At 62.6% G+C, this 22,860-nt stretch carries 21 protein-coding genes; 11 read left to right on the forward strand and 10 right to left on the reverse strand.

Going from position 1 to position 22,860, the window contains the following annotated elements:
• Nucleotides 1-29 precede the first annotated feature (29 nt).
• Nucleotides 30-704: a ribonuclease H gene (rnhA, locus tag AC50YL_RS07950; protein WP_494830802.1), complete on the reverse strand. Its 675-nt coding sequence runs from the start codon at nt 702-704 to the stop codon at nt 30-32.
• A 98-nt stretch (nt 705-802) separates the two neighbouring features.
• Nucleotides 803-964 carry a hypothetical protein gene (locus AC50YL_RS07955; protein WP_494830803.1) on the reverse strand — a complete coding sequence of 54 codons (162 nt, stop codon included), beginning with the start codon at nt 962-964 and terminating at the stop codon, nt 803-805.
• A gap of 412 nt (nt 965-1,376) precedes the next feature.
• Between AC50YL_RS07955 and AC50YL_RS07960 the strand changes: the two genes are divergently transcribed.
• The 3 genes from AC50YL_RS07960 to AC50YL_RS07970 all read left to right on the forward strand — a co-directional run bounded on the left by AC50YL_RS07960 (nt 1,377) and on the right by AC50YL_RS07970 (nt 6,916).
• Entirely contained in the window at nt 1,377-3,137 is a 1,761-nt protein-coding gene (locus AC50YL_RS07960; protein WP_494830805.1) for an SWIM zinc finger family protein, read from the forward strand.
• Entirely contained in the window at nt 3,134-6,181 is a 3,048-nt protein-coding gene (locus AC50YL_RS07965) for a DEAD/DEAH box helicase (RefSeq protein WP_494830807.1), read from the forward strand. Before AC50YL_RS07960 ends, AC50YL_RS07965 begins: the two co-directional genes overlap by 4 nt.
• A 216-nt stretch (nt 6,182-6,397) precedes the next feature.
• Complete coding sequence (locus tag AC50YL_RS07970) at nt 6,398-6,916, forward strand: stalk domain-containing protein (RefSeq protein ID WP_494830808.1); 519 nt, start codon at nt 6,398-6,400, stop codon at nt 6,914-6,916.
• A gap of 97 nt (nt 6,917-7,013) precedes the next feature.
• On the opposite strand, the gene AC50YL_RS07975 is transcribed toward AC50YL_RS07970, so the two are convergent.
• A complete protein-coding gene (locus AC50YL_RS07975; protein ID WP_494830810.1) occupies nt 7,014-7,799 on the reverse strand; it encodes a polysaccharide deacetylase family protein in 786 nt (261 codons plus the stop codon).
• Between the two features lie 220 nt (nt 7,800-8,019).
• Here AC50YL_RS07975 and AC50YL_RS07980 point away from each other — a divergent pair, with 220 nt between their 5' ends.
• Complete coding sequence (locus AC50YL_RS07980; RefSeq protein WP_494830812.1) at nt 8,020-9,300, forward strand: MDR family MFS transporter; 1,281 nt, start codon at nt 8,020-8,022, stop codon at nt 9,298-9,300.
• Nucleotides 9,301-9,423: 123 nt separating this feature from the next.
• On the opposite strand, the gene AC50YL_RS07985 is transcribed toward AC50YL_RS07980, so the two are convergent.
• Nucleotides 9,424-9,987, reverse strand: coding sequence for a helix-turn-helix domain-containing protein (locus AC50YL_RS07985; RefSeq protein WP_494830814.1), 564 nt, complete (start codon nt 9,985-9,987; stop codon nt 9,424-9,426).
• 156 nt (nt 9,988-10,143) lie between these two features.
• On the opposite strand from AC50YL_RS07985, the gene AC50YL_RS07990 reads away from it, so the two are divergent.
• From AC50YL_RS07990 to AC50YL_RS08010, 5 genes are all read left to right on the forward strand, one after another.
• Complete coding sequence (locus tag AC50YL_RS07990) at nt 10,144-10,806, forward strand: alpha/beta hydrolase (protein ID WP_494830816.1); 663 nt, start codon at nt 10,144-10,146, stop codon at nt 10,804-10,806.
• A 2-nt stretch (nt 10,807-10,808) separates the two neighbouring features.
• Nucleotides 10,809-11,579 carry a DODA-type extradiol aromatic ring-opening family dioxygenase gene (locus tag AC50YL_RS07995; RefSeq protein ID WP_494830818.1) on the forward strand — a complete coding sequence of 257 codons (771 nt, stop codon included), beginning with the start codon at nt 10,809-10,811 and terminating at the stop codon, nt 11,577-11,579.
• A gap of 289 nt (nt 11,580-11,868) precedes the next feature.
• Nucleotides 11,869-13,386 (forward strand): sensor histidine kinase, encoded by a 1,518-nt coding sequence (locus AC50YL_RS08000; protein WP_494830820.1) that lies wholly within the window; start codon nt 11,869-11,871, stop codon nt 13,384-13,386.
• Nucleotides 13,383-14,072: a response regulator transcription factor gene (locus AC50YL_RS08005; protein ID WP_494830822.1), complete on the forward strand. Its 690-nt coding sequence runs from the start codon at nt 13,383-13,385 to the stop codon at nt 14,070-14,072. Before AC50YL_RS08000 ends, AC50YL_RS08005 begins: the two co-directional genes overlap by 4 nt.
• 87 nt (nt 14,073-14,159) lie before the next feature.
• Nucleotides 14,160-14,672, forward strand: a complete 513-nt coding sequence (locus AC50YL_RS08010; protein WP_494830824.1) for a hypothetical protein — start codon at nt 14,160-14,162, stop codon at nt 14,670-14,672.
• Between the two features lie 67 nt (nt 14,673-14,739).
• Here AC50YL_RS08010 and AC50YL_RS08015 read toward each other — a convergent pair whose 3' ends face one another.
• From AC50YL_RS08015 to AC50YL_RS08030, 4 genes are all read right to left on the reverse strand, one after another.
• On the reverse strand, nt 14,740-15,477 hold the full coding sequence (locus AC50YL_RS08015; RefSeq protein ID WP_494830826.1) for a hypothetical protein: 738 nt from the start codon (nt 15,475-15,477) through the stop codon (nt 14,740-14,742).
• Complete coding sequence (locus AC50YL_RS08020) at nt 15,470-17,494, reverse strand: DUF8034 domain-containing protein (protein ID WP_494830828.1); 2,025 nt, start codon at nt 17,492-17,494, stop codon at nt 15,470-15,472. The genes AC50YL_RS08015 and AC50YL_RS08020 overlap by 8 nt, the downstream gene beginning before the upstream one ends.
• Entirely contained in the window at nt 17,487-18,236 is a 750-nt protein-coding gene (locus AC50YL_RS08025) for an RraA family protein (RefSeq protein WP_494830829.1), read from the reverse strand. The genes AC50YL_RS08020 and AC50YL_RS08025 overlap by 8 nt, the downstream gene beginning before the upstream one ends.
• A gap of 249 nt (nt 18,237-18,485) precedes the next feature.
• The gene (locus tag AC50YL_RS08030; protein ID WP_494830831.1) at nt 18,486-19,391 is read right to left on the reverse strand and encodes an aldo/keto reductase; all 906 of its coding nucleotides are present in this window, start codon (nt 19,389-19,391) and stop codon (nt 18,486-18,488) included.
• A gap of 247 nt (nt 19,392-19,638) precedes the next feature.
• Between AC50YL_RS08030 and AC50YL_RS08035 the strand changes: the two genes are divergently transcribed.
• Together AC50YL_RS08035 and AC50YL_RS08040 are read left to right on the forward strand one after the other, a co-directional pair.
• Complete coding sequence (locus tag AC50YL_RS08035; protein WP_494830833.1) at nt 19,639-20,505, forward strand: AraC family transcriptional regulator; 867 nt, start codon at nt 19,639-19,641, stop codon at nt 20,503-20,505.
• A gap of 100 nt (nt 20,506-20,605) precedes the next feature.
• A complete protein-coding gene (locus AC50YL_RS08040; protein ID WP_494830835.1) occupies nt 20,606-20,968 on the forward strand; it encodes a hypothetical protein in 363 nt (120 codons plus the stop codon).
• Between the two features lie 184 nt (nt 20,969-21,152).
• Here AC50YL_RS08040 and AC50YL_RS08045 read toward each other — a convergent pair whose 3' ends face one another.
• Nucleotides 21,153-21,845 (reverse strand): hypothetical protein, encoded by a 693-nt coding sequence (locus AC50YL_RS08045; RefSeq protein WP_494830837.1) that lies wholly within the window; start codon nt 21,843-21,845, stop codon nt 21,153-21,155.
• A gap of 18 nt (nt 21,846-21,863) precedes the next feature.
• Complete coding sequence (locus AC50YL_RS08050) at nt 21,864-22,838, reverse strand: hypothetical protein (RefSeq protein ID WP_494830839.1); 975 nt, start codon at nt 22,836-22,838, stop codon at nt 21,864-21,866.
• Between the last annotated feature and the right edge of the window lie 22 nt (nt 22,839-22,860).

The following is a 22,860-nucleotide window of genomic DNA, read 5'->3' on the forward strand; positions in this document are numbered from 1 at the left end:
GGGCCAACTCCCGCGCGCGGCCGCAAGCCTTATTTCCGCCCGTAATCCGCCTTGATCTCGCCCCACTGCTTCGTCTGCCATTTCAGCAGCTTGTTGCTGTACGTGTTAGTCTGGAGCCAGCGCACCGCGCGGTCCACCATGCCCCAGATCTCCGCCGTGGACGCATCGCGCGGAAGCGTCGAGGATACTGCCTTTTGCTTCACCCATTTGAGCGCGTTGACGGAATCGCTGTATACGGTCTTGGTGCTGCCCTGCTGCTTCAGGTACGCCAGCGCGTGCACGATGGCGAGAAATTCGCCGAGGTTGTTCGTGCCTTTCTTGACGGGACCGACCGCGAAAATCACTTCGCCCGTCTGCGTGTCCACGCCCTTGTACTCCACCGGTCCGGGATTGCCGCTCGTGCCGACGTCGACGGAAATGCTGTCGTAGTCAATTTCGCCCGGCTCCGCGTCGGCCCCCGCCGTTTTCCGGCGGAACGGCGCGCCGCTCTTGGCCGTGCCCGCGCCGGCTTTGGCGCCGCTGCCGCCTTGGCCCCAATATTTTTTCCAGCCGCCCCGGTAGGCTTCGTCCGCTTCGGCCCGGCTTTCGTAGGATTTGAACTTCGCGTCGTCGAATTTATTGATCTGCTCCTGGCATTCGCCCCAGCTCGTATACACGCCCGGCTGGCGGCCGACCCAGACCACGTAAAATTTCTGCTTTGCCATTTCCGCACCTTCTTCTGTTTATCGTTATGCGCTCCGCCCCGCCGATCAGTCCGACCCGTTTGCGTTCGGATCCATCAGCGATAAGTCATTTCCTGCAATTATGCAGCATTCATTCCGCTATAACCAGCGTGGACAGCAATTGCTGCAATCATGCAGTAATTATCGCCGTCTTGACGCTCAATCGCCGGATTCGGGCGATATTCCTGCACTTTTGCAACAATTCGCGCCTTCAAGCACATTTCGGGAGTAAAATGCTGCACAATTGCAGCATTCCACTGGGGAGGTTCCGAGTTACCATCCCGACGACAACCCGGGCGGACAACTCCTTGACCGATTCGACGGCACGGCCGGGGATTCCTCCAAGCGCGCGTCAGAAATCTGCCGCCTGACGGCGGATGGCTGAACCAGGCCAGTCGAGAAAACAAACAGGCGAATGGCGGCGTACGGGGAGCTTCAACAGACGAATTTTCGCTCCGGGCGAAAGGCAATGCATCGCATATAAAGCCCGGATTCTCCCCGTTCCAGCTCCGGCGCAATCCAGCAAAGCGCCGCTAGCAGCCGGTCATCGGCGAAAATTAGGGCGGCGTTCGGCTCCCCGGACAGGAAGAACTGGTATAATAGAGGGCGACGTTTATGCGGCAACGCGAATACATGACCGGGAGTCAATGAAGAATGGATACGGATTACAAGCTGGATGACGCGCAATGGCGGAAGCTGCTCGAGGGCGTCGCCGCGCAATTCGACGAACTGACGATCATTCGAGGCTTTCAATACTATAAGCAAGGACGCGTCGAGGAGTTGGAGCTCCGGGACGACGGTTACGCGCACGCGCGGGTCAAAGACAACCGCGTTTGCGAGGTTGCGCTGCGCTTGGACGAGCTGGGCGACAGCACGTGCACCTGTCCGCTCGACCGCGGCTGCCAGCATATGGTCGCCGCGCTGCTGCGCTACGCGGAGCTGTGCGGGCGGCCGATTCAGGCGGTCGTCAACGCGCGCAGCGCCTTGCGGGCAAGCGTGGACAAAACGGCGACGAATTCGAACGCGAGCGGCAGCGGGAGAACCGACGGCGAGGATACGACGGCGCGGGGAGCCAACGACGGCAGCCGTACCGGAGCAGCCGGCACGGGCAACGACGCCCTGCCTTGGGCGGATGCGCCGGGCACCGGCAGAAGCGCCGCGCCTTCGTCGCCCCGGCCCGTCCGGCCGGCGTTTACCGAACGGGACCTGACGGAGCTCCCCGTCGCGCAGTGGCATGAACGGTTCCAGCAGCGCAGGGGACCGCTTCATCTGAACGTTCGCACGGCGCAGGAGGCCAATGATCTGCTGGCCGACCTGCACGCGATGCGGCCCGAGCTGCCCTATGCGCTGGAGCAGCTGTTCAGCCTCCATGCCCTGTGCTTCGTGCTGGAGCGGATGGTCAAGCCGGCCCAGGCGGATTGGCGGCAATCCGGCTTCTTCATGGGTTTCCATACGCAGAATGCCATGGAAAGCCTGATCGGCAGCGCGCGCACGCTGCTGGAGGAGCGGCTCGCGCTCGGCTCCGAGGCGTCGGCCTATTGGGGACGGCTGCTGGAAACGGCGGATTTCCTGCGGGAACGCATGTTGACCGAGGACAAGACGCTGAACTGCTTCGCGGCGCTGCACGCCTTGCTTTGGCTGCATTGGCTCGCACCGGCTTCGGCCGGCAGCGAAGCGCTGTACGCGGAAGAGCTGCGAAAGCTGCGAGCCGCCGAGCAGGAGCTGGGCAAAGCGTTGTCCCTGCTGCCATGGACGCTGGCGCAATGCTTGCTGCTGATGTATTTGGGGCGGGACAAGGAAGCATGGTCGCTGCTCGCGGCCGGAGGCGGCAAACTGATGCTTGGGCCCGGGTCCTTGATGCCGCTGCTCGATGTCATCGGCCGGGCGGAGCAGTGGGAGCGGCTGCGCGGCTGGCTGGCCGCGACCGGCCCGCTGCTCGCCGGCTTCCGCGGCGAGGACTTGGCGCCGTACGGCGATTATTGGACCGCCGTCGTGGAGCGGCTGCCGGAAGCGGAAGCTTCGATGTGGGACACGCTGGCGGCGATGCTGCCTTTCTCCCGCGCGATCTATGAAGAAGCGCTGACCGCGCACGGCAAATGGGACCGGTGGATGGATTACCAGATGAGCAGCGGGCAGGATCCGCTCTCGTTCCGCGTCGCCGTGTTCAAGCCGATCGAGAAGGAAGCGCCGGAGCTGCTGCTGCCTTTCTACCATCAGGCGGTGGAACGCTACGTGCTGCAGAAGAACCGCGACGGCTACAAGGCGGCGGTGAAGCTGCTGAAGCGGCTGGCCAAGCTGTACGTGCGCTTGAAGCGCGAGGAGCGCTGGGAGCAGTTCCTCTCCGCCTTCGCCAGCCGGAACAGCCGGCTTCGCGCCCTCCAGGAAGAACTTCGCAAAGGAGGTCTGCTGTCATGAGCGCCTACACGGAAACGATGACCATACAAGCGAGCTTGACGGAGCACGGCGACGCCTTGATCTACGGGGCGATTCCCTCTTCCGGCTACGTGCCCGGGCTTCAGGTCAAGCAGCGCCTGTTCGCCTGGCATGAACCGTCCTTCTTCGGGACGGAGCTGGAGCTCGAGAAGCTGCAGGACGAGCTGGAGCTCGTGGTGCTGCCCGCGGAGATGGTCGTGCCGTTCTTCGCGGCCCGCAACCTGCTGGCGCATATCGAGTGGCTTTGGGAAGGGGATGCCGCGGTGCTGGCCGAGGTCGCCCCGGCGCTCGAGGCCTGCATCGCCGAGCGAAAATACGTCCCGAGCTTCGCGGCGTTCAAAGCCGGCAAGCTCCGCTGGATCTGGGACGCGGAAGCGCTTGACCCGAAGACGCGAAAAGCGCTGCGCGCGCTGCGGCAAAGCGAGCGCGGCGACGGCGAGGAAGATTGGGCAGCCGGCGACGCGGCTGCGCTAGAAACGGCCGCGGGCTTCGAGGCCGGGCTTCAAGCGGCTTTCTCCGCGGCCGTGTTCCAGCGCCACTACGCGACGGAAGAGACCGCCGGCGATCTGCGGCGCGACTTCCCGCTGCTCTTCGCGCGCGACCGCGCCGCGGCGACCGCCGGCCTGGACGAGCGCGCCTGGCTCGTCGCCGCCGGCTGGAAGGCCGACACCCTGCCGTTCCGGCCGCTCCTGCAGCTGACGGAGCCGGAAGACGCCGAGGAAGGCTGGCGTCTGACGCTGCTGCTGCAGGACAAGCTCGAGCCGGCGAAGCTTGCGCCGGTTCGGCTGGCCATGGACGGCGAAGCCTTCGGAACATGGCCCTCCGGCTGGACGCCGCATGTGCGCGAGCGTTCCGCCGCTTGGCTCGCGCACCTGCAGGCCAGCCTGCCGCCGGACCGGTTGGCCGGCAGCGGCACGGACATCCTGAACGGCCCGCTGACCGACGACGCGGCGTGGCAGTTCCTGACCGCGGACAGCCAGCGCCTGCTGTCCGCCGGCTGGCAGGTCCTGCTGCCCGCCTGGTGGGAAGAGGCGAGCCGCAAGAAGCCGCGCCTGCGCGCGAAGGTCCGTCCCGGCGCCGGGGAAGGCGAACGCGCGGGCGGCGGCCAGTCGTTCTTCGGCCTCGATTCGCTCATCGACTTCGACTGGCGGGTCTCCATCGGCGAGACCGAGCTGAGCGAGGAGGAATTCAAGGAGCTGGTCGCCCGCGGCGAGCGGCTCGTCCAATTCCGCGGCCAATGGGTGCCGCTCGATCCCGTCCTGCTGGCGCAGATCCGCAAAGCGATGGCGGGCGTGGATCCGCGCAAAGGACTCTCCTTCCAGGACGTGCTCCAGCTGCACCTGCTCAGCAATAAAGGCGTTTTCGTGCCGAATGCGGCCCGCAAGGAAGGCGCGCAGGAGCAAACGGACGACGAGGCGGACGGCGACGTCCGCGTGGAGGTCGAGCTGAACGCCCATTTGACGAAGCTGATCGAGCAGCTGACCCAGCAGACGGAATGGCCGTCGGTCGACGTCCCCGCTTCGCTGCACGCGGAGCTGCGCAGCTACCAGCGCGACGGTTTCTCCTGGCTCGCATTCCTGCGACGCTTCGGGCTCGGCGCCTGCCTGGCCGACGACATGGGGCTCGGCAAAACGATTCAATTCATCACCTATCTGCTCCATGTCTCCGAGGGAGCCGCCGCGAGCGGACAGCGCCGCCCCTCCCTGCTGATCTGCCCGACCTCCGTGCTCGGCAATTGGCAGAAAGAAGTGCGGCGCTTCGCCCCGTCGCTTCGCATCCTGCTGCACTACGGCAGCAAGCGGCTCGGCGGCGATTCGTTCTATGAGGCCGCGGAGGAAGCCGATCTCGTGCTGACGTCGTACGCGACGGCTACGCTGGATCAGGAGAACCTGAGCCGATACACGTGGTCGGCGATCTGCCTCGACGAGGCGCAGAACATCAAGAACGCCGGGACGAAGCAGTCCATGGCGGTTCGCGGCTTTCCGGCGAAGCATCGCATCGCGCTGACGGGCACGCCGATCGAGAACCGGCTGTCGGAGCTGTGGTCGATTTACGATTTTATCAATCCGGGCTATCTCGGCAGCGCCCGCGCCTTCGGCGAACAGTTCAGCCAAGCGATCGAGCGGGAACGCGACGAGAAGCGCACGCAGGAGCTGCAGCGGCTCGTGAAGCCGTTCATGCTCCGCCGCAAGAAGAAGGATCCCGCGATCATGCTGGATCTGCCGGACAAGAACGAGATGAAGACGTACATTCACCTCACCGGCGAGCAGAGCGCGCTGTACGAGCAGACCGTCGGCGAGCTCATGGACCAGGTGAAGAAGCTGGAGGGCATTCAGCGCAAGGGCGCGATTCTCGCCGCGCTCACCCAACTCAAGCAGCTCTGCGACCATCCCGTCCTGCTGACCAAGGAAGCGGTGCCGCTCCCCGAGGACGCGGACGAGGCCGCCGCCGAATCGGCCGCGCTCATCAGCCGATCCGCCAAGCTCGAACGGCTGCTCGACCTGGTGAAAGAATTGCGCGACGAAGGCGAGCGTTGCCTGATATTCACCCAATACATCGGCATGGGCCAGATCCTGCAGCGCGTGCTGAAGCAGGAGCTGGGGGAAAACGTGCTGTACCTGCACGGCGGCACGTCCAAGACGGCGCGCGACCGGATGATCGACGAATTCCAATCGCGCGAGCTGCCCGCCGACGTACAGCCGAACATCTTCATCCTGTCCATCAAAGCCGGCGGCGTCGGCCTCAACCTGACCGCGGCCAACCACGTCTTCCACTTCGACCGCTGGTGGAATCCCGCCGTGGAGAACCAGGCGACGGACCGCGCCTACCGGATGGGCCAGACGCGCGACGTGCAGGTGCACAAGTTCATCTCGCTCGGCACGCTCGAGGAGCGGATCGACGAGATGCTGGAGAGCAAGCAGCAGCTGAGCGACGACGTCATCACGAGCTCGGAGGGCTGGATCACGGAGCTGTCGACGGATGCCCTGCGGGACCTGTTCACGCTGCGGCGCGAATGGTCGGACTGAATTCGACCCGTTGATTCATGCCAAATCGGCCTGGGTAACATCATATTACATGGCAGACAAGTCCGCAGTACCCGCTTTTCGCCATGCCCATAGGCGATTTGGATCAATCTTCAGCTCAGAAGTTTCATTGCCTCGCGCGGTCCAACATTGCGCTCGCATTTCCTTTCGGATTCTGCAATGCGTTTGACCATCCCTTATCCAAGGAGCGTGACGTGATTGAAAACGAAAAAGTTGATCCTCCCGGCTTTGCTTGGCTTGTCCCTGCTGCCCCCTGCGACCGTGAACGCCGATTCGCCGACGCCGTCATCGACGGCCTATGCCGAAACGATGCCCGCCGCTCCGCTTGCGCTGTGCACGATCAAGATGAAAGTGAACGATTCCATGCTCAGCTACAACGGCAGCGTCACGGCCATGGATACGGCGCCGATGCTATGGCAGGGCAACGTGTACGTGCCGGTGCGCGCATTGGGCGAGGGCGTCGGCGCGAACGTCTCCTGGGACGACGCATCCGGCGCGGCCGTGGTTTGGGCCGGGGACGACGCCATGAAGATCTGGCTGGGCAGGGAAGCGATGGACGTGAACGGGGCCAGCATCGCCCTCGGCTCGAAGGTCATCATGAACGATGACGGCCGCGTCATGGTTCCGCTACGCGTTCTTGCGAAGCAGTTGGGCTGGGACGTGGATTACAGCACGCTCGACTGGTCCGTCACGCTGACCAAGATGATGAGTCAATAACGCGCTTTATCGCGCTATGAACGCATAAGAGAGGCCGCCCGGGTTCGCCCGCGCGGCCTCTTCATGGTCAGGAATGCTTCCGGGCGAACTGCCCGTATCAGCTCCTCAGTTTGTGCTCGAAATCCGTCAGGCTCTGATCGCCCGAGATGAACAATCGCTTCAATAGAAAAGGATCCTGCGCGGACGAGGTCCAGCCGTCGTCGAACGTGAAGGCGTAGCGGTAGCCGCTCTGCCTGACGAGCCGCATCGTCTCTTCGCTGCGCAGCCCGTACGGATAGGCAATGGCCGTCACCGTGGTGCCGAGGCGTTGCTCGATCGCGGCTTTCGAGCCGGCGATCTCGTCCCGCTGCGCCTTCGCCGGATGAAGCGGCAAGTAAGGATGCGTGCGCGTGTGCGCCATGATGTCCCAACCCGCCCCTTGCATTGCCTTGACCTGGTCCCACGTCAGGTAATCCGGTCCGCCGATCCAGTTCGTGACCAGGAATTCCGTCGCCTGGTAGCCGTATTCCTTCAACACGGGCAGCGCGGCGCTGTAGTTGTTTCTGTAGCCGTCGTCAAAGGTAATAAGCACTTCCTTGCCGTCGGAGGGTTCCTTGCCCGACAGGATCGATCCGAACTCTTGCAGGCTGATGCTGCGAAAACCCTGGTCGTGCAGCCACTGCATCTCCTCGCGGAACCGCTCCGGCGAGACGACGTATTCGTTGCCTTCTCCATGATCGGCAATGGAATGATAGCATAACACCGGTATATGCACTTCGGACGCATCGGTCGAAGCGAAAGCGACCGTCCGCTTGAATTCCAGCAGCTGGTCGACCGTGAAAAACAGCGACGCGACCATGAACAGCAGCATGGCGGCCGATATCAGGACCCTTCGTTTTCTCATCGCGCAATCCCCCGCTGACATAACCTTCTTCGTACCTCTATCATACGCCAATCCGGAGGAAACGAGCTACTGTTACATGATTCCTCGGCTGCATGCGACAGGCTGGCCGCCGTCTGCGGTGACGCGGCAGAGAGGCGAAGGCATGTTCCCCCGCCGGGAGCGAACGTGTATAATGGGAGGGCCCTTAACCAGGAACCATTACACCTAGAGGAAGTTGCGCATGCGAATCAGAGATTGGGATACGAATTTGAAAATCCGCCTCGGCGGAGAAACCGCGTTTAACGTGATATTCTGGACGTTTTTTCCGTTCTTGTCCATTTATTTTACCAAATCGTTCGGCAAGGGCTGGACGGGGATGCTCCTCGTGCTGTCCCAGCTGCTCTCCGTGCTCGGCAACCTGATCGGCGGCTACTGCGCGGACCGGTTCGGCCGCAAGCGGATGATGGTGTTCGCGGCAAGCGGGCAGTCCTTCGGCTACGCGTTGTTCGCCTGCGCGGCTTCGCCTTGGCTGGACATGCCGGTCGCGAGCTTCGTCGGCTTCAGCCTGGCCAGCTTCTTCGGCGCCTTGTACTGGCCGGCCAGCCAGGCGATGGTCGCGGACGTCGTCGACGCCAAGCATCAATCGGGCGTCTTCGCCATCTTCTATACCGCTTCGAACATGGCCGTCGTCGTCGGGCCGCTGCTCGGCTCGCTCTTATATGAAGATAATCCGTACGCGGTGCTTGCCGCGGCCGCCGTCGTCTGCGCCTTCATCGCCCTTGTCATGAGCCGACGGCTGGGCGAGACGCGTCCGCCGCACGTCGCGGACCGGCTCCGGACCGAGGCCGGCGCGCCTTGGTACGGCGCCGTCGCCGCGCAGCTGCGCGATTACCGGGTCATCGCCACGGACCGCGTGTTCCTGCTCTTCAGCATCGCGGGCGTGCTTCTCGCGCAGACGTTCATGCAGCTCGACCTGCTATTCCCGGTATTCTTGAAGGAAACGGTCCCGCAGTCGACGCTGTTCTCCTTCCGCGACCGGGATCTTACGTTGACGGGCCAGCAGCTGTTCGGCCTCGTCGTCTCCGAGAACGGCCTGTTCGTCGCGGTCTTCACGGTCGTCGTCACCAAATGGATGACGATGTACCGGGACCGGCTCGTATTCATCGGCGGCGCGCTCTTCTATGCCGTCGGCATGATCATGTTCAGCAACATGTCCACGTTCTGGGGCTTCACGTCCGCGGTCGCTGTCTTCACGCTGGCCGAGCTCATGTCCGCAGGACCGCAGCAGGCATTCGTCGCGCGGCTGGCGCCGGAGGAGATGCGCGCGCAGTATTTCGCGGCGGCCAGTCTGCGCTTCACGCTCGGCCGCACCATCGCCCCGATCTCCATTCCGATGACGGGCTGGATCGGGTTCAAATGGACGTTCGCGCTGCTCGCCCTGCTGGCCGTGCTGTCGGCAGCGATCTACCACGCCATGTTCAATCGGCTGGAAGAACCGCCGAAGCAAGCGAAGACGGCTTGATGATCGATTTGGATTGTTCCACATCCAGAGCGTCACTCATCCCGGTAACGCGGGAGGAAAGCATGAGAAAGCCCCGCAATCGTTCTCGATTGCGGGGCTTTTCCATGCGTACGGACAGTCCAATCATTGCATGAGGTCGAGATATGGCTCCGCTTGCTCGGTCTCCGTGTAGATGGAGATGAGCACGACCGCCGTCTCTTCCCCGATATTCCGCACGAGATGCGGCGTGCAGGCGTTCCAGCTGAAGGAATCGCCTTCCCCGAACTCGGCCGCGTCTTCTCCCTGTTCGGCGTAAATCCTGCCCTTGATGACGAGATGCACCTCTTCGCCCTCGTGCGCATGCGGCGTATCGCCCGTCGAGCCGCCCGGCGGCATCTCGACCAGCATCATCCGCATGTTTTTCGCGGCGCTCAGGTGTTCGACCTTGAGCCGTTCCGGTCCGCTCGTCGTGACTTTCCGGTCCGCCCGGCGAACGATCTGCATGCGGTCTTCCTTTTGCAGCAGCAGATAGGCCAGCGGAACCTTCAACGACTTCGCGATGTTTTCCAGCGTCGCGATGGACGGGGAGGTCTTATTCGTCTCGACCTGGCTCATGAAGCCTTGGGACAATCCCGTATCTTCGCAAATCTGAGCGATGGTGATGTTCTTGCGCTTCCGGATCGTCCGAATGGCGGTGCCGATATCCATGCGCGTTCACCTCCGAAAATATTGATTATGCCAAAGTTGTATTCATATTAACAATAATTCGATTGACATGCCACCTGTGCAGGGTTAAATTAGTCATATAGATTTTAATTATCTATTACTAATATTTTATCCTTTTCCCAAAGGAGCGGATTCAACATGGAATCGCCATTCCATTACGACGTACATCTGCCGCCTCGGCTCGAAGCAGGTCAGCGGTATCCCGTGATCTTCACGCTGCACGGCAAAGGCTCGAACGAGCGGAACATGTTCGGCTTGGCGGCGCCGCTGGCGGAGACGTTCATCATCATCGGCATTCGGGGCAACCGTACGCTCGGCGGCGGCTACCAATATTACGACCTCAAGAGCATCGGCAACCCGATCCGGGAGCAGTTCGACGTGGCGATGCGGGAACTGGCGGCGTTCATTAGCGCAGCTTCGGAAGCGTATCCGATCGACCCCTGCAGACGTTATCTGCTCGGCTTTAGCCAAGGCGCGATATTAGCCATGTCGCTCGCGCTGACGATGGGCGATGCATTGAAGGGCATCGTGGCGCTGAACGGCTACGTGCCGGAATTCGTCAAGACCGAATACCCGCATCGAAGCGTGCAGGACGTATCGGTTTTCATTTCCCACGGCGAATTCGATTCGGTGTTCCCGATCGGCATCGGCCGCGACAATGCGGCGTATTTCCAAGGTCTCGCCTCCCGCCTGACGTTCAAAACCTACCCGGCCGACCACGGCGTCCCGCCCGAGAACCAGCGGGATTACGCCGAATGGCTGCTGCAGGATGCCTTACATTCGACGAATGAGGAGCGATGAACATGATACCGGCTTATTTCTTCGCGCACGGCGCGCCTTCGCTTGTGCTTGAACGGCATGCGTACACGGATTTTCTCGCGGGCTTCGCGGGCAGGATCGACCGGCCGAAAGCGATCGTGCTGTTCTCCGCCCACTGGGAACAAACGGAACAGACGATCGGCGCCGTCGACGCGTACGATACGATTTACGACTTTTCGGGCTTTCAGGAAGAGCTCTACCGCATAACTTATCCGGCTGTTGGTGACCGTAAGCTTAGCGATGACATTCAAGCCTTGCTTGCGAAGCACGGCATTCCGAGCGGCTTCGACGGCGCGCGCGGACTGGACCACGGCGCTTGGGCGGTGCTCAAGCTGATCTATCCCGCTGCGGATATCCCGGTCGTGGCCATGTCCGTCAACCGGCGCTTGACCAACGAGGAGCAGTACCGGATCGGCAGCGCGCTCGCGGAATTGCGCGAGCAGGACGTGCTCGTTATCGGCAGCGGCGGCACCGTCCACAACCTGAGGCGGTTGAACTGGCGCGCGGGCGAGGCCGACGCTTGGGCCGAGGAATTCGACCGCTGGCTGCAGGGCAAGCTGGAAGCCTGGGACACCGAGGCGCTGTTCGATTACCGGAATCAGGCGCCCTACGCCCAGGACGCGGTACCGACGAACGAGCATTTCATTCCGCTGCTCATCGCGATGGGCGCCGGCAGCCGCAACCGCAAGGCCAAGCTGCTTCACCGCAGCTACCAGCTCGGCAGCCTGAGTCTCAGCTGCTGGCAGTTCGATTGAATATGGCCCAGCCGCCCAGACGCGGGGCAGAGCTACGCGACAGATAATGCCTTCCGGCAGAGCTGCCGAGGCGCGATATCTTAGACAAAAACCCGCAATCCGTCCGGATTGCGGGTTTTTGGGCTTGTTGAGGACTTTCACACGGCCTCGGCTTCAACCGACCGGACGCGTTCCAGCATCGTCTTTTGGCCGAATTCGGCTCGCGGCGAAGAGTTTATGCTTTTTTTCGATTTGGTTTAGGGTTTGTTTAGCGGCAGCGGCTACAATGGGAGGGAAAGGAGCTTCGCCCATGTCCATTCGAACGAAATTACTCTTCTCTTATATCGCGATGATCGTCATTCCCGTCGCGTTGTTCGGGCTTGCCGTCATGACGGCGGCGGGCATCTATATGCGGGACATCGCGCCCGGAGAAGGCGGCAGCCCGGCGCAGCACCGTTCCGCGTCCTTCACCGCCCTCCGCGACCTGTTCGGCGGGCGCAACGAGCTGGCATCCGGCCTGAGGTTCGTCGCCAAGCATGATCCGCGCCTGCTGAGCGATCCGGCGTTCCTGTCCGAAACGGAAACGGCGCTGGCGAAAGCCGACGCCGGCATCGTGGTGCTCGCCGGCGATTCGGCGGCTTACGTCTCTCCCGGTCTGGACGCGGCCGACGTCCTGAACCGGCTGCACCGGGAGAGCGGCGGCGATTCCGGCGGCTGGCAACCGGGCAAGCCCGGCGGCACGAGCTTGGACAGCATTGCTTATACGGCTCCGGACGGCAGTTCCGGAACCTTGATCATCGCGTCGGACATGGAACCGATCGCGCGGTTCTTCCGCAAATTCGTGCCGACCGTGCTGCTCGCGCTGCTCGGCGCGCTGGCGCTCACGAACGGCGTGCTGACGTACCTCGTCTCGCGCAGCATCATCAAGCCGCTGTACGCGCTCAAAGCCGCGGCCGGGCAGATCCGCGAGGGCGAGCTGGACCGGCCCGTCCGGCTGCGCCGGCAGGACGAGATCGGGCAGTTGGGAGCGGCTTTCGAAGAGATGCGCGTTCGTCTCCAGGACTCCATCGGCGCGGGCCTCCAGCTGGAACAGAACCGCAAGGAGATGCTGGCCAGCATCTCCCATGATCTCAAAACGCCCATCACCGCCATTCAGGGCTGCGCGGAATGCCTGCGGGATGGCATCGCCGACACCGAGGAGAAACGGCAGAAATACGTCGCGATGATCCTCGGCAAGACCGCCGGCATGAACCGGATGATCGAAGAGCTGCTGCTCTACTCGACGCTCGATATCGGCAGGCTTCCCTTCCGCTTCGAGCGGCTGGACATCGCGGCGCATATGCGCGAGGCGGTCGAGGAGCTGCGGCTCGATCCCCGCATGAACGGCGTTCAGCTCGATTACGACGGCGCCGCTGCCCGCCCGCTCTTCATTCAGGCTGACCGCGAGAAGCTCCACCGGGCCGTCCTGAACGTCGTCGACAACAGCCTGAAGCATATGGAACGCGAACCGCGGATGCTGCGCATCGAGCTGCTTGCACCGGATACGGGCTCGGCAGGCACCGTCGCCGTGCGAATAACGGACAACGGATCGGGCATTCCGGAAGACGCGCTCCCCCATGTCTTCGACCGCTTCTTTCGCGCGGAACCCGCCAGGCGTTCGGATGACGGCAGCAGCGGCTTGGGGCTCGCCATCGTGAAGCAGATCGTCGAGGAGCACGGCGGGACCGTGCAGGCGCTCCCCGCGCCGGTTCAAGGCACCTCGATCATGATCCGGCTCCCCGCCGAGGATGGCGGAGCAACGAACGAACAGGGAGGAGGACCGGCATGAAACGCATCTTGATCATCGAAGACGATCCCGTCATCGCCGAAGTCCAGCACGACTACTTGCGGGCAAGCGGCTTCGAGGCCGATATCGCGGACCGGGGAGAGGTCGGGCTCGATATGGCCTTGCGCAATCAATACGATCTGATCCTGCTGGATCTCATGCTGCCCGGGATGGACGGATACGAGATCTGCCGGCGGGTACGGGACGCCAGCAACGTGCCGATCCTGATCGTCTCCGCGAAGAAAGAGGAGATCGACAAGATTCGCGGCTTCGGCTTCGGAGCGGACGATTATATCCTGAAGCCGTTCGGACTCGGAGAGCTGGTCGCCCGGGTGAAGGCGCATCTGGCCCGTTACGACCGGCTCGTCGGCAGCGGCGAGCGGCGGCGGGACGAGCTGCAGCTGCACGGCATCCGCATCGACCGGCAGGCCCGGCGGGTGTTCGTGAACGGGAACGAGGCGGCGTTTACGGCCAAGGAATACGAGCTGCTGCTCTTCTTTGCGATGAATCCGAACCGCGTCTTTCGCAAGGAAGAGCTGTTCGAACGCCTCTGGGGCATGGATGCGCTGGGCGATTATGCGACGGTGACGGTCCATATCGGCAAGCTGCGGGAGAAGATCGAACGCGATCCGTCCAAGCCCGAGTACGTGGAGACGGTCTGGGGCGTCGGCTACCGCTTCAACCTTTAGCCGTCGATCCGTTCGCTTGTCCCGGCCGTTCCTCGGCTTATCCGTTCAGACCGCAATTCAGCCTTATTACCGGGAGGGCGTATCGCCATGAACAAAATCAACCTGCGTCAGCGGCGCGTGCTGCTGCTGCTCCATCTGATCTTCGCGTCCATCATGCTCGGCGGCCAAGCGACGTTCATTATCCTGGCCCTGACGGCTTCGACGACGGACAGCGCGGCCACGCTGCACGCCTGCTATTATGTCATGCATCTGCTGGCCGACAGCAGCGTGCGCGCGTCGACGATCGGCACGACCGTCACGGGCATCCTCCTGTCGGTGCTTACCTCATGGGGATTATTCCGCTATTATTGGCTGATCGCCAAAGAAGCGCTCACGCTGCTGACCATCGTCATCGGCTTCGTCGGGCTCTACGAATGGACGCTTCGCGGCGTTCAGCGGTCGGCGTCTCCCGTCATGAACCCGTGGGCGGAGCCGGGATTCACGGTGAATCATACGTGGCTGTGGATCGGGATCCTGCTGCAAACGATCTCCCTGCTCCTCATGTTCATTTTGTCCGTGTGGAAGCCGGGCGGGAAGGTCAAGCCCCGCGGAGCCCGTTAATCCGCATGCAAAAAGGCAGCTTGGCACGCTTGCCGAATTCGGCGCGCGTGCCGATCTGCCTTATTCTTCATTGCCGACCTTCGAAGTGAAACAGCGCCTCCATCTCGCGCCATAGCCGTTGCTCCTCCGGCAGCTCCGGCCACGGTTCGAAATGCGGCTGCATGGCCGCTCCCCAATCCGGCGGCGTTTGCTTGGAGTCCAGCCGTCCTTTGCGGGGCGGCTCCGACATGCCCGGCAGCTCCTCGTACGAGAAAATGTACGGTCCGAAGCTGCCGATCGTATAGTATTTGCTGAACAAGCGGGGCTGCTCCTCCTGCAGCTGATAATGCAGGTAGACATAGCTCGCGTACCTATCCGGCTTCAGCCGCGCGAGCTTGCCGGCCCGGCGCGCCGGCCTCCACTCCGGCCGCCGCCAAGGCACGTCGTCCATCGGCTGGTCGTCGTGGAAAATGTCGTGCATGCGGAGCACGTACCGCGCTTCTCCTCCGAGGGAAGGCCACGGCGCGAGCAGGGCTTGCAGCTCGCCGCTCCATATGCGTTCGGCCTGCCGCAAGCCGGGATCCGGCGCGTCCTCGGCGGACCCGCTTGCCGCCTCCTCGCAAGCTCCCGGTCCCCCTTGTTCCGGCAGCTCCGCGTACAGAAACACGTAGCGCCCCAGCCGGAACAGGCTGCACGCCCGAGCTTCCATCGCAAGCAGCGCCGCACGCAGCTCGTCGCAGCCGGCCGAGAACGCGCGGGGGAACTCCGCTTCCCGCTCCGGCTTGATCGCGGAGACGCCCATGATCCGCGTATTCCCGTCAGCCATTGGCGCCGGCCTCCCAAGGCTCGCGGTAAGACGGATCGTTCACGAACCGCGCCATGCCGAGCGCGAGCGTCATGCGGCATCCGGGCAGCAGCTCCACGAGCAGCCATTTATCGTTTACGTCCGCTTCGCGCTCGGAAGCCTTCGGCTCGTAGAGGCCGCTCGGCATTTTCTCCATCGTCGTGGAACCGGACAGCTTGCTGCCGTCGTCCTCGGCCGTGCCGGGCGCCGTGTACGTTACCCGCGTAAACCGATGCTCGCCGAAGGCGCCCGCCTGAAGAATCACGCTGCGCGCCCCCGTCGCATGCAGATTGACGAGCTCCACGACCGTACGGTCGTCCGTCAGCGAGCTGACCAGCGCCGCGACATCGGGCGGCAGGCCCGGACGCTTCGCCTCGTCGTCGAAGTACCGCAGCCTCGCCGTCAGCAGCCCGCCGTTGTACAGCGGCGAAGGCGCGCCGAGCGTCAATTGCAGCAGTCCTTCCAGCGTGACCGGATTGCGGATCTGGATATAATCGTCCTTGTACGTCGCCGGGTCCTCCGTATCCGTCCGCATGAAGTGCAGCCGCTGGTAAATCTGCGACAGGTTGTACGCGAGAATTTCCTCCGGGTAATTCGGATACTCGCCCTCCAGATACGACACCCACGCGTAATCGTGCCCGCCTTGATCCTTCGCCCGCACGTAGCGGATCCGATCCCAATCCGGCTCGGCGTAGTTGCGCAGCCCCTTCAGGAGCGCCCGATCGTCCTCGTCCATCGACATGTACCAGAGATGCGTCGGGTAGCAGGGATCCATCGGCAGGAACTCGAACCAGCCGTCCTTCCAGAGCACCGCCTTGTCTTCCTTGCGGAACGCAACCGACCGCGTATGGTCCTCATACAGCACGTTGCTGCCCTGCATGTCGAACCCGTACCAGCCGGGATCGCCGAACTTGTACGGGACGAAGCGCGTGCCGTCCACGACGACGGCCCGTTCGTTCAACGCCTTCAACTGCGCGCGCAGAAAATCCGCGTAATTCATATCCTGCGCCAGCAGCATCGCGTTCTGCGCCGCGACGCCGACGCCCTGCCCGATGCTCACCCAGCCGTGCGGCCACGTCCAGCCGTACCAGCCGCCGTACCATTTCCCTCCGTTATGCTCGCCGATCTTGCCCGTTAGGCCGACGTTGTCGGGCACGATGCCGCCGTTCTGCCGCGACCGCTCCACCCAAGCGTCCACGTAATTCTTCACCCAAGTCTTGTACTTGGGATCCCCGGTGTGCAGGTAGGCGTTCGTCGACATGCTGGTCGCCAGCAGGTTCAGCGGCACGTCGCCGCGCGCCATCCGGTCCGCGATCGCGTTGCCGAGCGCGAGCGCGCCCGCCTCGGTCTTGATGTCCTCGAGCGAGTTCACCCCCGGCACGTCCTGAAAATGCAGCCCGTAAAACCGCATCCACTCCGCGTAATGCCAGCCCTGCCGATGCACCTCGAAATTGCGGTCCGTCGCGCCCATGCTGCCGGAATGCGGATACGGGATGATCCGATGCTCCGCGTCGTAGTTGTTTACGCCGGGCTCCTCGTTCAAGAACAGTCCCGCATAGCGGATTGCCCGCTCCCGGATCTTCGGATCGTGCGGGTCCATCATGCCCATATGGTAGAAGAACGTATAGCCTTCGCCTTGATGGAACCAGTCGTAACCCTGCTCGTACTCGTTCTCGACCATTTTGTGGCCGGTGCCGGTATCGTAATTGGCGAACTGCTTCGTGATCGCCTCGAACTCCTGCTTGGACAGCGCCTTGAACTTCTCGTGCCCGCCCAGCACGTAGAACAGCGGCCAGTTGAAGAAGCTCTCGTACATGTCGTCCAACGCGTCGATTCCCGTGTGACTGTCCGAGACCGGCCATAGGATCGTGCCGTCCGGACGGACATACCGCGCCATCAGCGGCTCCACCGCCTCGTTCATGAGGTCGATCAGCCGGCGCTCGAGCAAGGCCCACTGCGGCGGCTCGTAGAACGGAAGCTCCCCGCGCAGCTTAAGCATAGCCGTTCTCCTGCTTCCAGCGCTCGAATTCGATCTTCGCTTCGGCGTTCGGCGGATAGTGCGTATGCAGCGACGCGCCTTCGTCGAGCTTCATCTTGATCCAGCGCTCCTCCAGCTCGTCGTGAGCGCGGGCGATCTTGACGATCTCTTCGACGCATTGCGGCGGGATCGCCACGACGCCGTCGCGGTCGGCCAGGATGATGTCGCCCGGCACGACGGACACGCCGCCGCAGCGGACCGGTTCATTGAAGCCGACGGACATAAGCGAACGCGGAATCGCGCCGCCGTGCACGCCTTTGGCGAAGACGGGAAAGTCGACCGCCTTGACGCGCTGCAGGTCGCGGATGCAGCCGTCGACGACGATCGCCTGCCCGCCGAGGTAGCGCAGGCGGCGCGTGAAAATATCGCCGACGACGCCCGTCTCCATGTGGCTGCCGGTATCGATGACGAGCACGTCGTTCTTCGTGATGGACTCCAGCGCGATCCGGTGCGGCGATTCCGGCAGCGTGTCGTACTGCTGCTTGACGAGGTCCTCGCGCAGCGGGATGAACCGCAGCGTAACGGCGCGGCCGACGGCGCTTTGCTGATTCTCGGGAAAGCTGAGCGGCATGATGCCCTGCATGTACGCGTTGCGGTAGCCCATCTCGACGAGCGTGTGCGACGCCGTGCTGACGCTGACGAGCTTCAGTTCTTCGAGCAGTTCGTCGCTGATGGTCGCGGTGTTTCGGACGATGTACGCCATAGTAACACTCCTTTTAGTTTCGCTGGGGGGTGGCCTGCGGCCGGCATGGGACTGCGCTCGCTGTTGTAGTTCGGAATTCTTTCATCTAGTAAAACATTTAGAGGTTAAATTCCGACTACAAAGGCGAGACTCCGTCTCCATGCCGGCCTCCGGCCAATTTTGGCTCTCTTTTGTCGTTCCGACCTTTTTGGGGCGGGCGTGGCCTTGGGGCACTTCTTTTAGTTCTTGCCTATACTGTTCGCTTGCGCGTTACGCAAAAAGGGATGGCGTTTCCTTGAACAATTCCAGGACGCGCGCGTGATCTTCCGGGGCGAGTCCTTGTCCGTCGCAGTAAGCCGCGTTGGCTCTGAGGGAACGGATGGACGCGGTTCCGGTCAAGGTAACGTGAATGTCCGGATTCTGCAGGCTGAAGCGCATGGCCGGTTCGATCAGGCCTTTGGGCTCCGTCCGGCGGAGGAAGTCGAGCTTCTCCATCCGCTTCGCGGCTTCGGATTCCATGGCCGGGCCGAGGAAATGGGCCGGAGCATCCGCCAGCAAGCCCATGCCGAGCACGCTGCCGTTGATGATGCCCAAATTTCTGGCCCGGGCAAGCGGAATGATCTCCTTCGCCGCCGAATAGTCCAGGAGCATGTAGCGGGCATAAAACTGGATCGCGTCGAATGAATCCGTTTCCATAAATCGCTTCAGCAACGGCAGATTGCGCGTCGTGACGCCGAGGAACCGGATTTTGCCATCGTCGCGCAGCTTCTGCAGCGCCGGAATCGTCTCGTTCACGATCACCTCGTACGGCTGCTTCTCCACGTCATGGATTTGCAGCAGATCGATGCGGTCCGTCCGCAGCCGCTTCAGGCTGTCCTCCACGGATGCGATCGTGCTGGCATAGTCATGGGGCAAATCGGCGCGGACGGCCTTCGAGGCCAGCACGACTTTATCTCTTCTGCCGCCTTGAAGCGCCTTGCCGATGCGCTCCTCCGATTTGCCTCTGCCGTACAGCGGCGCCGTGTCGATGAAGGTGATGCCGAGGTCGATCGCCTCATGGATGACGCGCTCGATCTCCGCCTCGTCCGTCGCCCCGAAATCGCCGCCGATCGGCGCGCCTCCAAGCCCCAGCTTGGAGACCCGAAGCCCCGTCTTGCCGAACGTAGTGTATTCCACGATGCTTAAGCTCCTTTCTATTTCGCGTCGTTAACCACCGGCGCACATCCGGCTTACGGCGGCGCGAACGGCTTTGCCTCAAGCCCGATCGCTCGCCTGCCCTGCGCCGCGCTGGCCGCCGCATATCTTCACTGAAATGCTTCGTTTTTGCTATTTCGATAACTGCATTTTCACTATATACTATTCATAATCACCAGACGATACCTCGTTTTTGCGATCGATACCATTTATTTGCGGAGTTGATACGATGTACGAAGCGCGTTATATGGCCAAGCCGGATTTCGACCGGTTCCCGGGATACCCGATTGCGGTCGGGCATGTTTTCGGCGAACCGGAACACCTCGTGAACGGCACCCGGTACCCGCCCCATATGTACAACATTCACCTTGTCGTACGGGGACGCGGCTGGCTGAAGACGGGGAACGAGACGCTGGAGCTTGTGCCGGGAACGGGCTTTCTGTGCGCGCCCCATCAGCGGCAGCATTTCGGCACCGACGCCCGCGAGCCCTGGGAAGTGTGGTGGATTTTGTTCGGCGGCGAGGGCCTGCAGTCCCTGTTCGGCGATAAAAGCATGGGGGAAAACGCTTGGGTCTTCTCGTCCGGGGAGCATGCGCGGCTGGAAACGCTGACGCGGGAGCTGTGGCGCCTGGCGGGAATAAGCAGCGTGCCGAGCGTACCGCGAAAGGCCGCCCTCCTGTACGAAATCATCGTGGAGACGCTGCTGAACGGAGCCGACCTCAATGCCCCGAGCACGCCTTCCCTCGAGCAAAGCATTCGGCGTACGGCGGAACATATGCGGACGCATTGCAGCAAACGGCTGCCGCTCGGGAAACTGGCCGACTTCAGCGGACTGAGCCCCGCGTACTTCAGCCGAAGCTTCCACGAACTGATGGGCGTGCCGCCCCTCGCGTATCTGAACGAACAGCGCATCGAATTGGCGAAGCAAATGCTCATCACGACGGCCAAGCCGGTCAAGCAGATCGCGCTGGAAGTCGGCTTCTCGAAGCCGGGCTACTTTATCGAACGGTTCCGGCTTGCCGCGGGGATGACGCCGTCGGTCTATCGGGCAGGCTTTATAAAGGGGGCGCTGATGAAGGGTAGAGAACCATACTGAAACGGGGGAGAGCCGCATGCGAAAATTCATGTTGGGACTAGCGGCAATATGCCTGATTGTGTCCGGTTACGGGTGCGGGCAAGATGGGAAAACGATCGCGTTGGCACAAATCAAAGACGCCTTCGAAGCGCAAGGCATCCCGTTGAAGCCTGCGGACGTCGATCCGGAAACGGCGATAATCCACGTGCTCCTCGTGCCCTTGAACAAAGTGGCTCCAGTTCCGTTCACGATCAACGACGGCCAGTTAATGGCCGTCTATCTCTATGCTTCGAGCGAAGGCGTCAGCAAGGCGGAGCAGGATTTCGAGAAAAAGACCGCGGCCGCGGACGTGATCGCCCATGGCAGGTATCACGTCGCCAACGCGTTGATCGTTTACGATTACGTGAGCGATTCACCGCAGTCACCAGCGAAGGACGCGCGCGTCGAGTTGGCAGTGCAGGCGTTGAAGGCACTCGTTCAATAGCCTGCCGCGGATCGTGCCCGAAATCAACCGAATCCCTCAACAGCCGAGTCCGGCGGATGTGTTTCTTCGCCCGCGTCTTTCGGCTCGAGCATATGCAAAAGAAGGCCGCCGAGTCCCTGACCGAGCAAAGCTTCACCTGCACAAGAGATGCGCCCTGCCCGGCCATGGGCCGACAGCCTACTTTTTAACCTTGGCGCAAACGCGGTTCCGCCGCCGGCGTCTGCTCCGCTTGCTCGTACCTGAGCACCGGCATCCGAACATAGCCCCAAGCCCACATCGCCGCGCTGACGAGCAAGCCGGCGTTCAACGTTGACACCGCCCACAGCGGGAATGAATACGCCTCGTTGCCGACCGATTGGAACAAAATGACGAACGTATTCGCGAAAATCGTAACGCTGAAGCCCGAGGCCAGCCACAGCAGGATCCGGTCCTGCAGCTGCAGGTACGCCAGCAGCGCAAGCGCCGCGGCGGGAAACAGATACCGCTCGTGCATGCCCGTCGAGAGCGTGAACACGCCCGCGATCAGCAGCATGGCCGAAGCCGCGGCGAACCCCGAGTGCCGGCTCCGGACGTACGTCCACCAGGCGAACAGCGTCGTCAGGAAGATGCCCGCCAGCCCCCAAGCATGATAGCTCAGCCCGAGGAAAGCGGTCGTATCGGCCTTGTAATTCTCTCCGAGCAGCGCGAACAAGTTGTAGGCGTTGACGGTCGCGTACGGATATTCCGAGACCGTGCCGGCGTAGAGGTCATAAAGCCACAGCGGATGTTGGCCGAACGAGAACGGCGGCGCCACGGCGAGCAGCGTAACGGCCGCGCTCGCGACAGCGGTCACCCATGCGCGAAGCCGCCGCATGGATACGAGCCCGAACAACAGCACCGGCGAGAAAATAATCCCCTACGGCTTCATCAGAATCGCCGCCATGAAGATGGCCGACGCCCACCCCGCTTTGCCCCGCGACATCAGGTACACGGCCGCCACGACGAGCAGCGTGAAGAACGAATCGACTTGTCCCCAGTACGTCGAATTGACGATCACGGCCGGATTCAGCGCATAGAGCACCGCGACGAGCATGCCGATGCTGTGGCTGACATAGCGGCGGGATACCAGGAACAGCAGTCCCGCCGTGGCGATGTCCGCGATCATGGATGGCAGCTTGTACAACAGGGTTGCGTACGGAGCGAGCGCCGCGGCATGCAGCAGCTTGCCGATAACGTACAGCACGTAAATGTAGAGCGGCGGGTAATCGGCGTTCCCGTTCAAGTAGAAGCCGGAGAAGTCCGCTGCCGCCTGAGACGCCCAAGTCCGGAAGAAATTCAAATCGCCCTGATGGGACGCGACCCAAGGCGCGATCGCCAGCCGCAGCAGCAACGCCGTTCCGAGCAGCAGCCAGACGAGTCCCTTGCGGCTTTCCGCGGGCACCTCGGCTTTTCGGCGAAATACGGCGTAAACGCCGACCGCCGCCAGCGCCGCGAACGCGAAGCTGTATGCGAGCAGCTCCGATTTGCCGATAGCGGAAGCGGAGAAGCCGACTCCTCCGGCACCGCCGTCGAAGCTTCCTCCCGCAAAACCTTGCTGTCCGCCGAAGCCGCCGGCTCCAGCTGGGCCTTGGCCCGTTCCGGAAATGCCCGGATCCCCATCCCCGGCATTCGTGCCTTGGTTGTCGCCAGCGTCTCCATTCCCGGCCGTTCCCTGTCGCGTAGCGCCGCTGTCTCCTCCGTTGAAAGCGGGAGAGGACCCGAATGCGCCTTCCCTGCCGGAGCCGCCGCCGCTGCTATGAACGTTCGCGAGCGAATACGCGCAAAGTCCCAGCGCCGCGATAAGCAGCGCGATGGCCGCGTACCGAATCCCGCTTTTCCGTATAAAGGCCATTTCGCTTCACCTCTTTCCCCAG

Source organism: Paenibacillus sp. J22P277 (assembly GCF_059383675.1).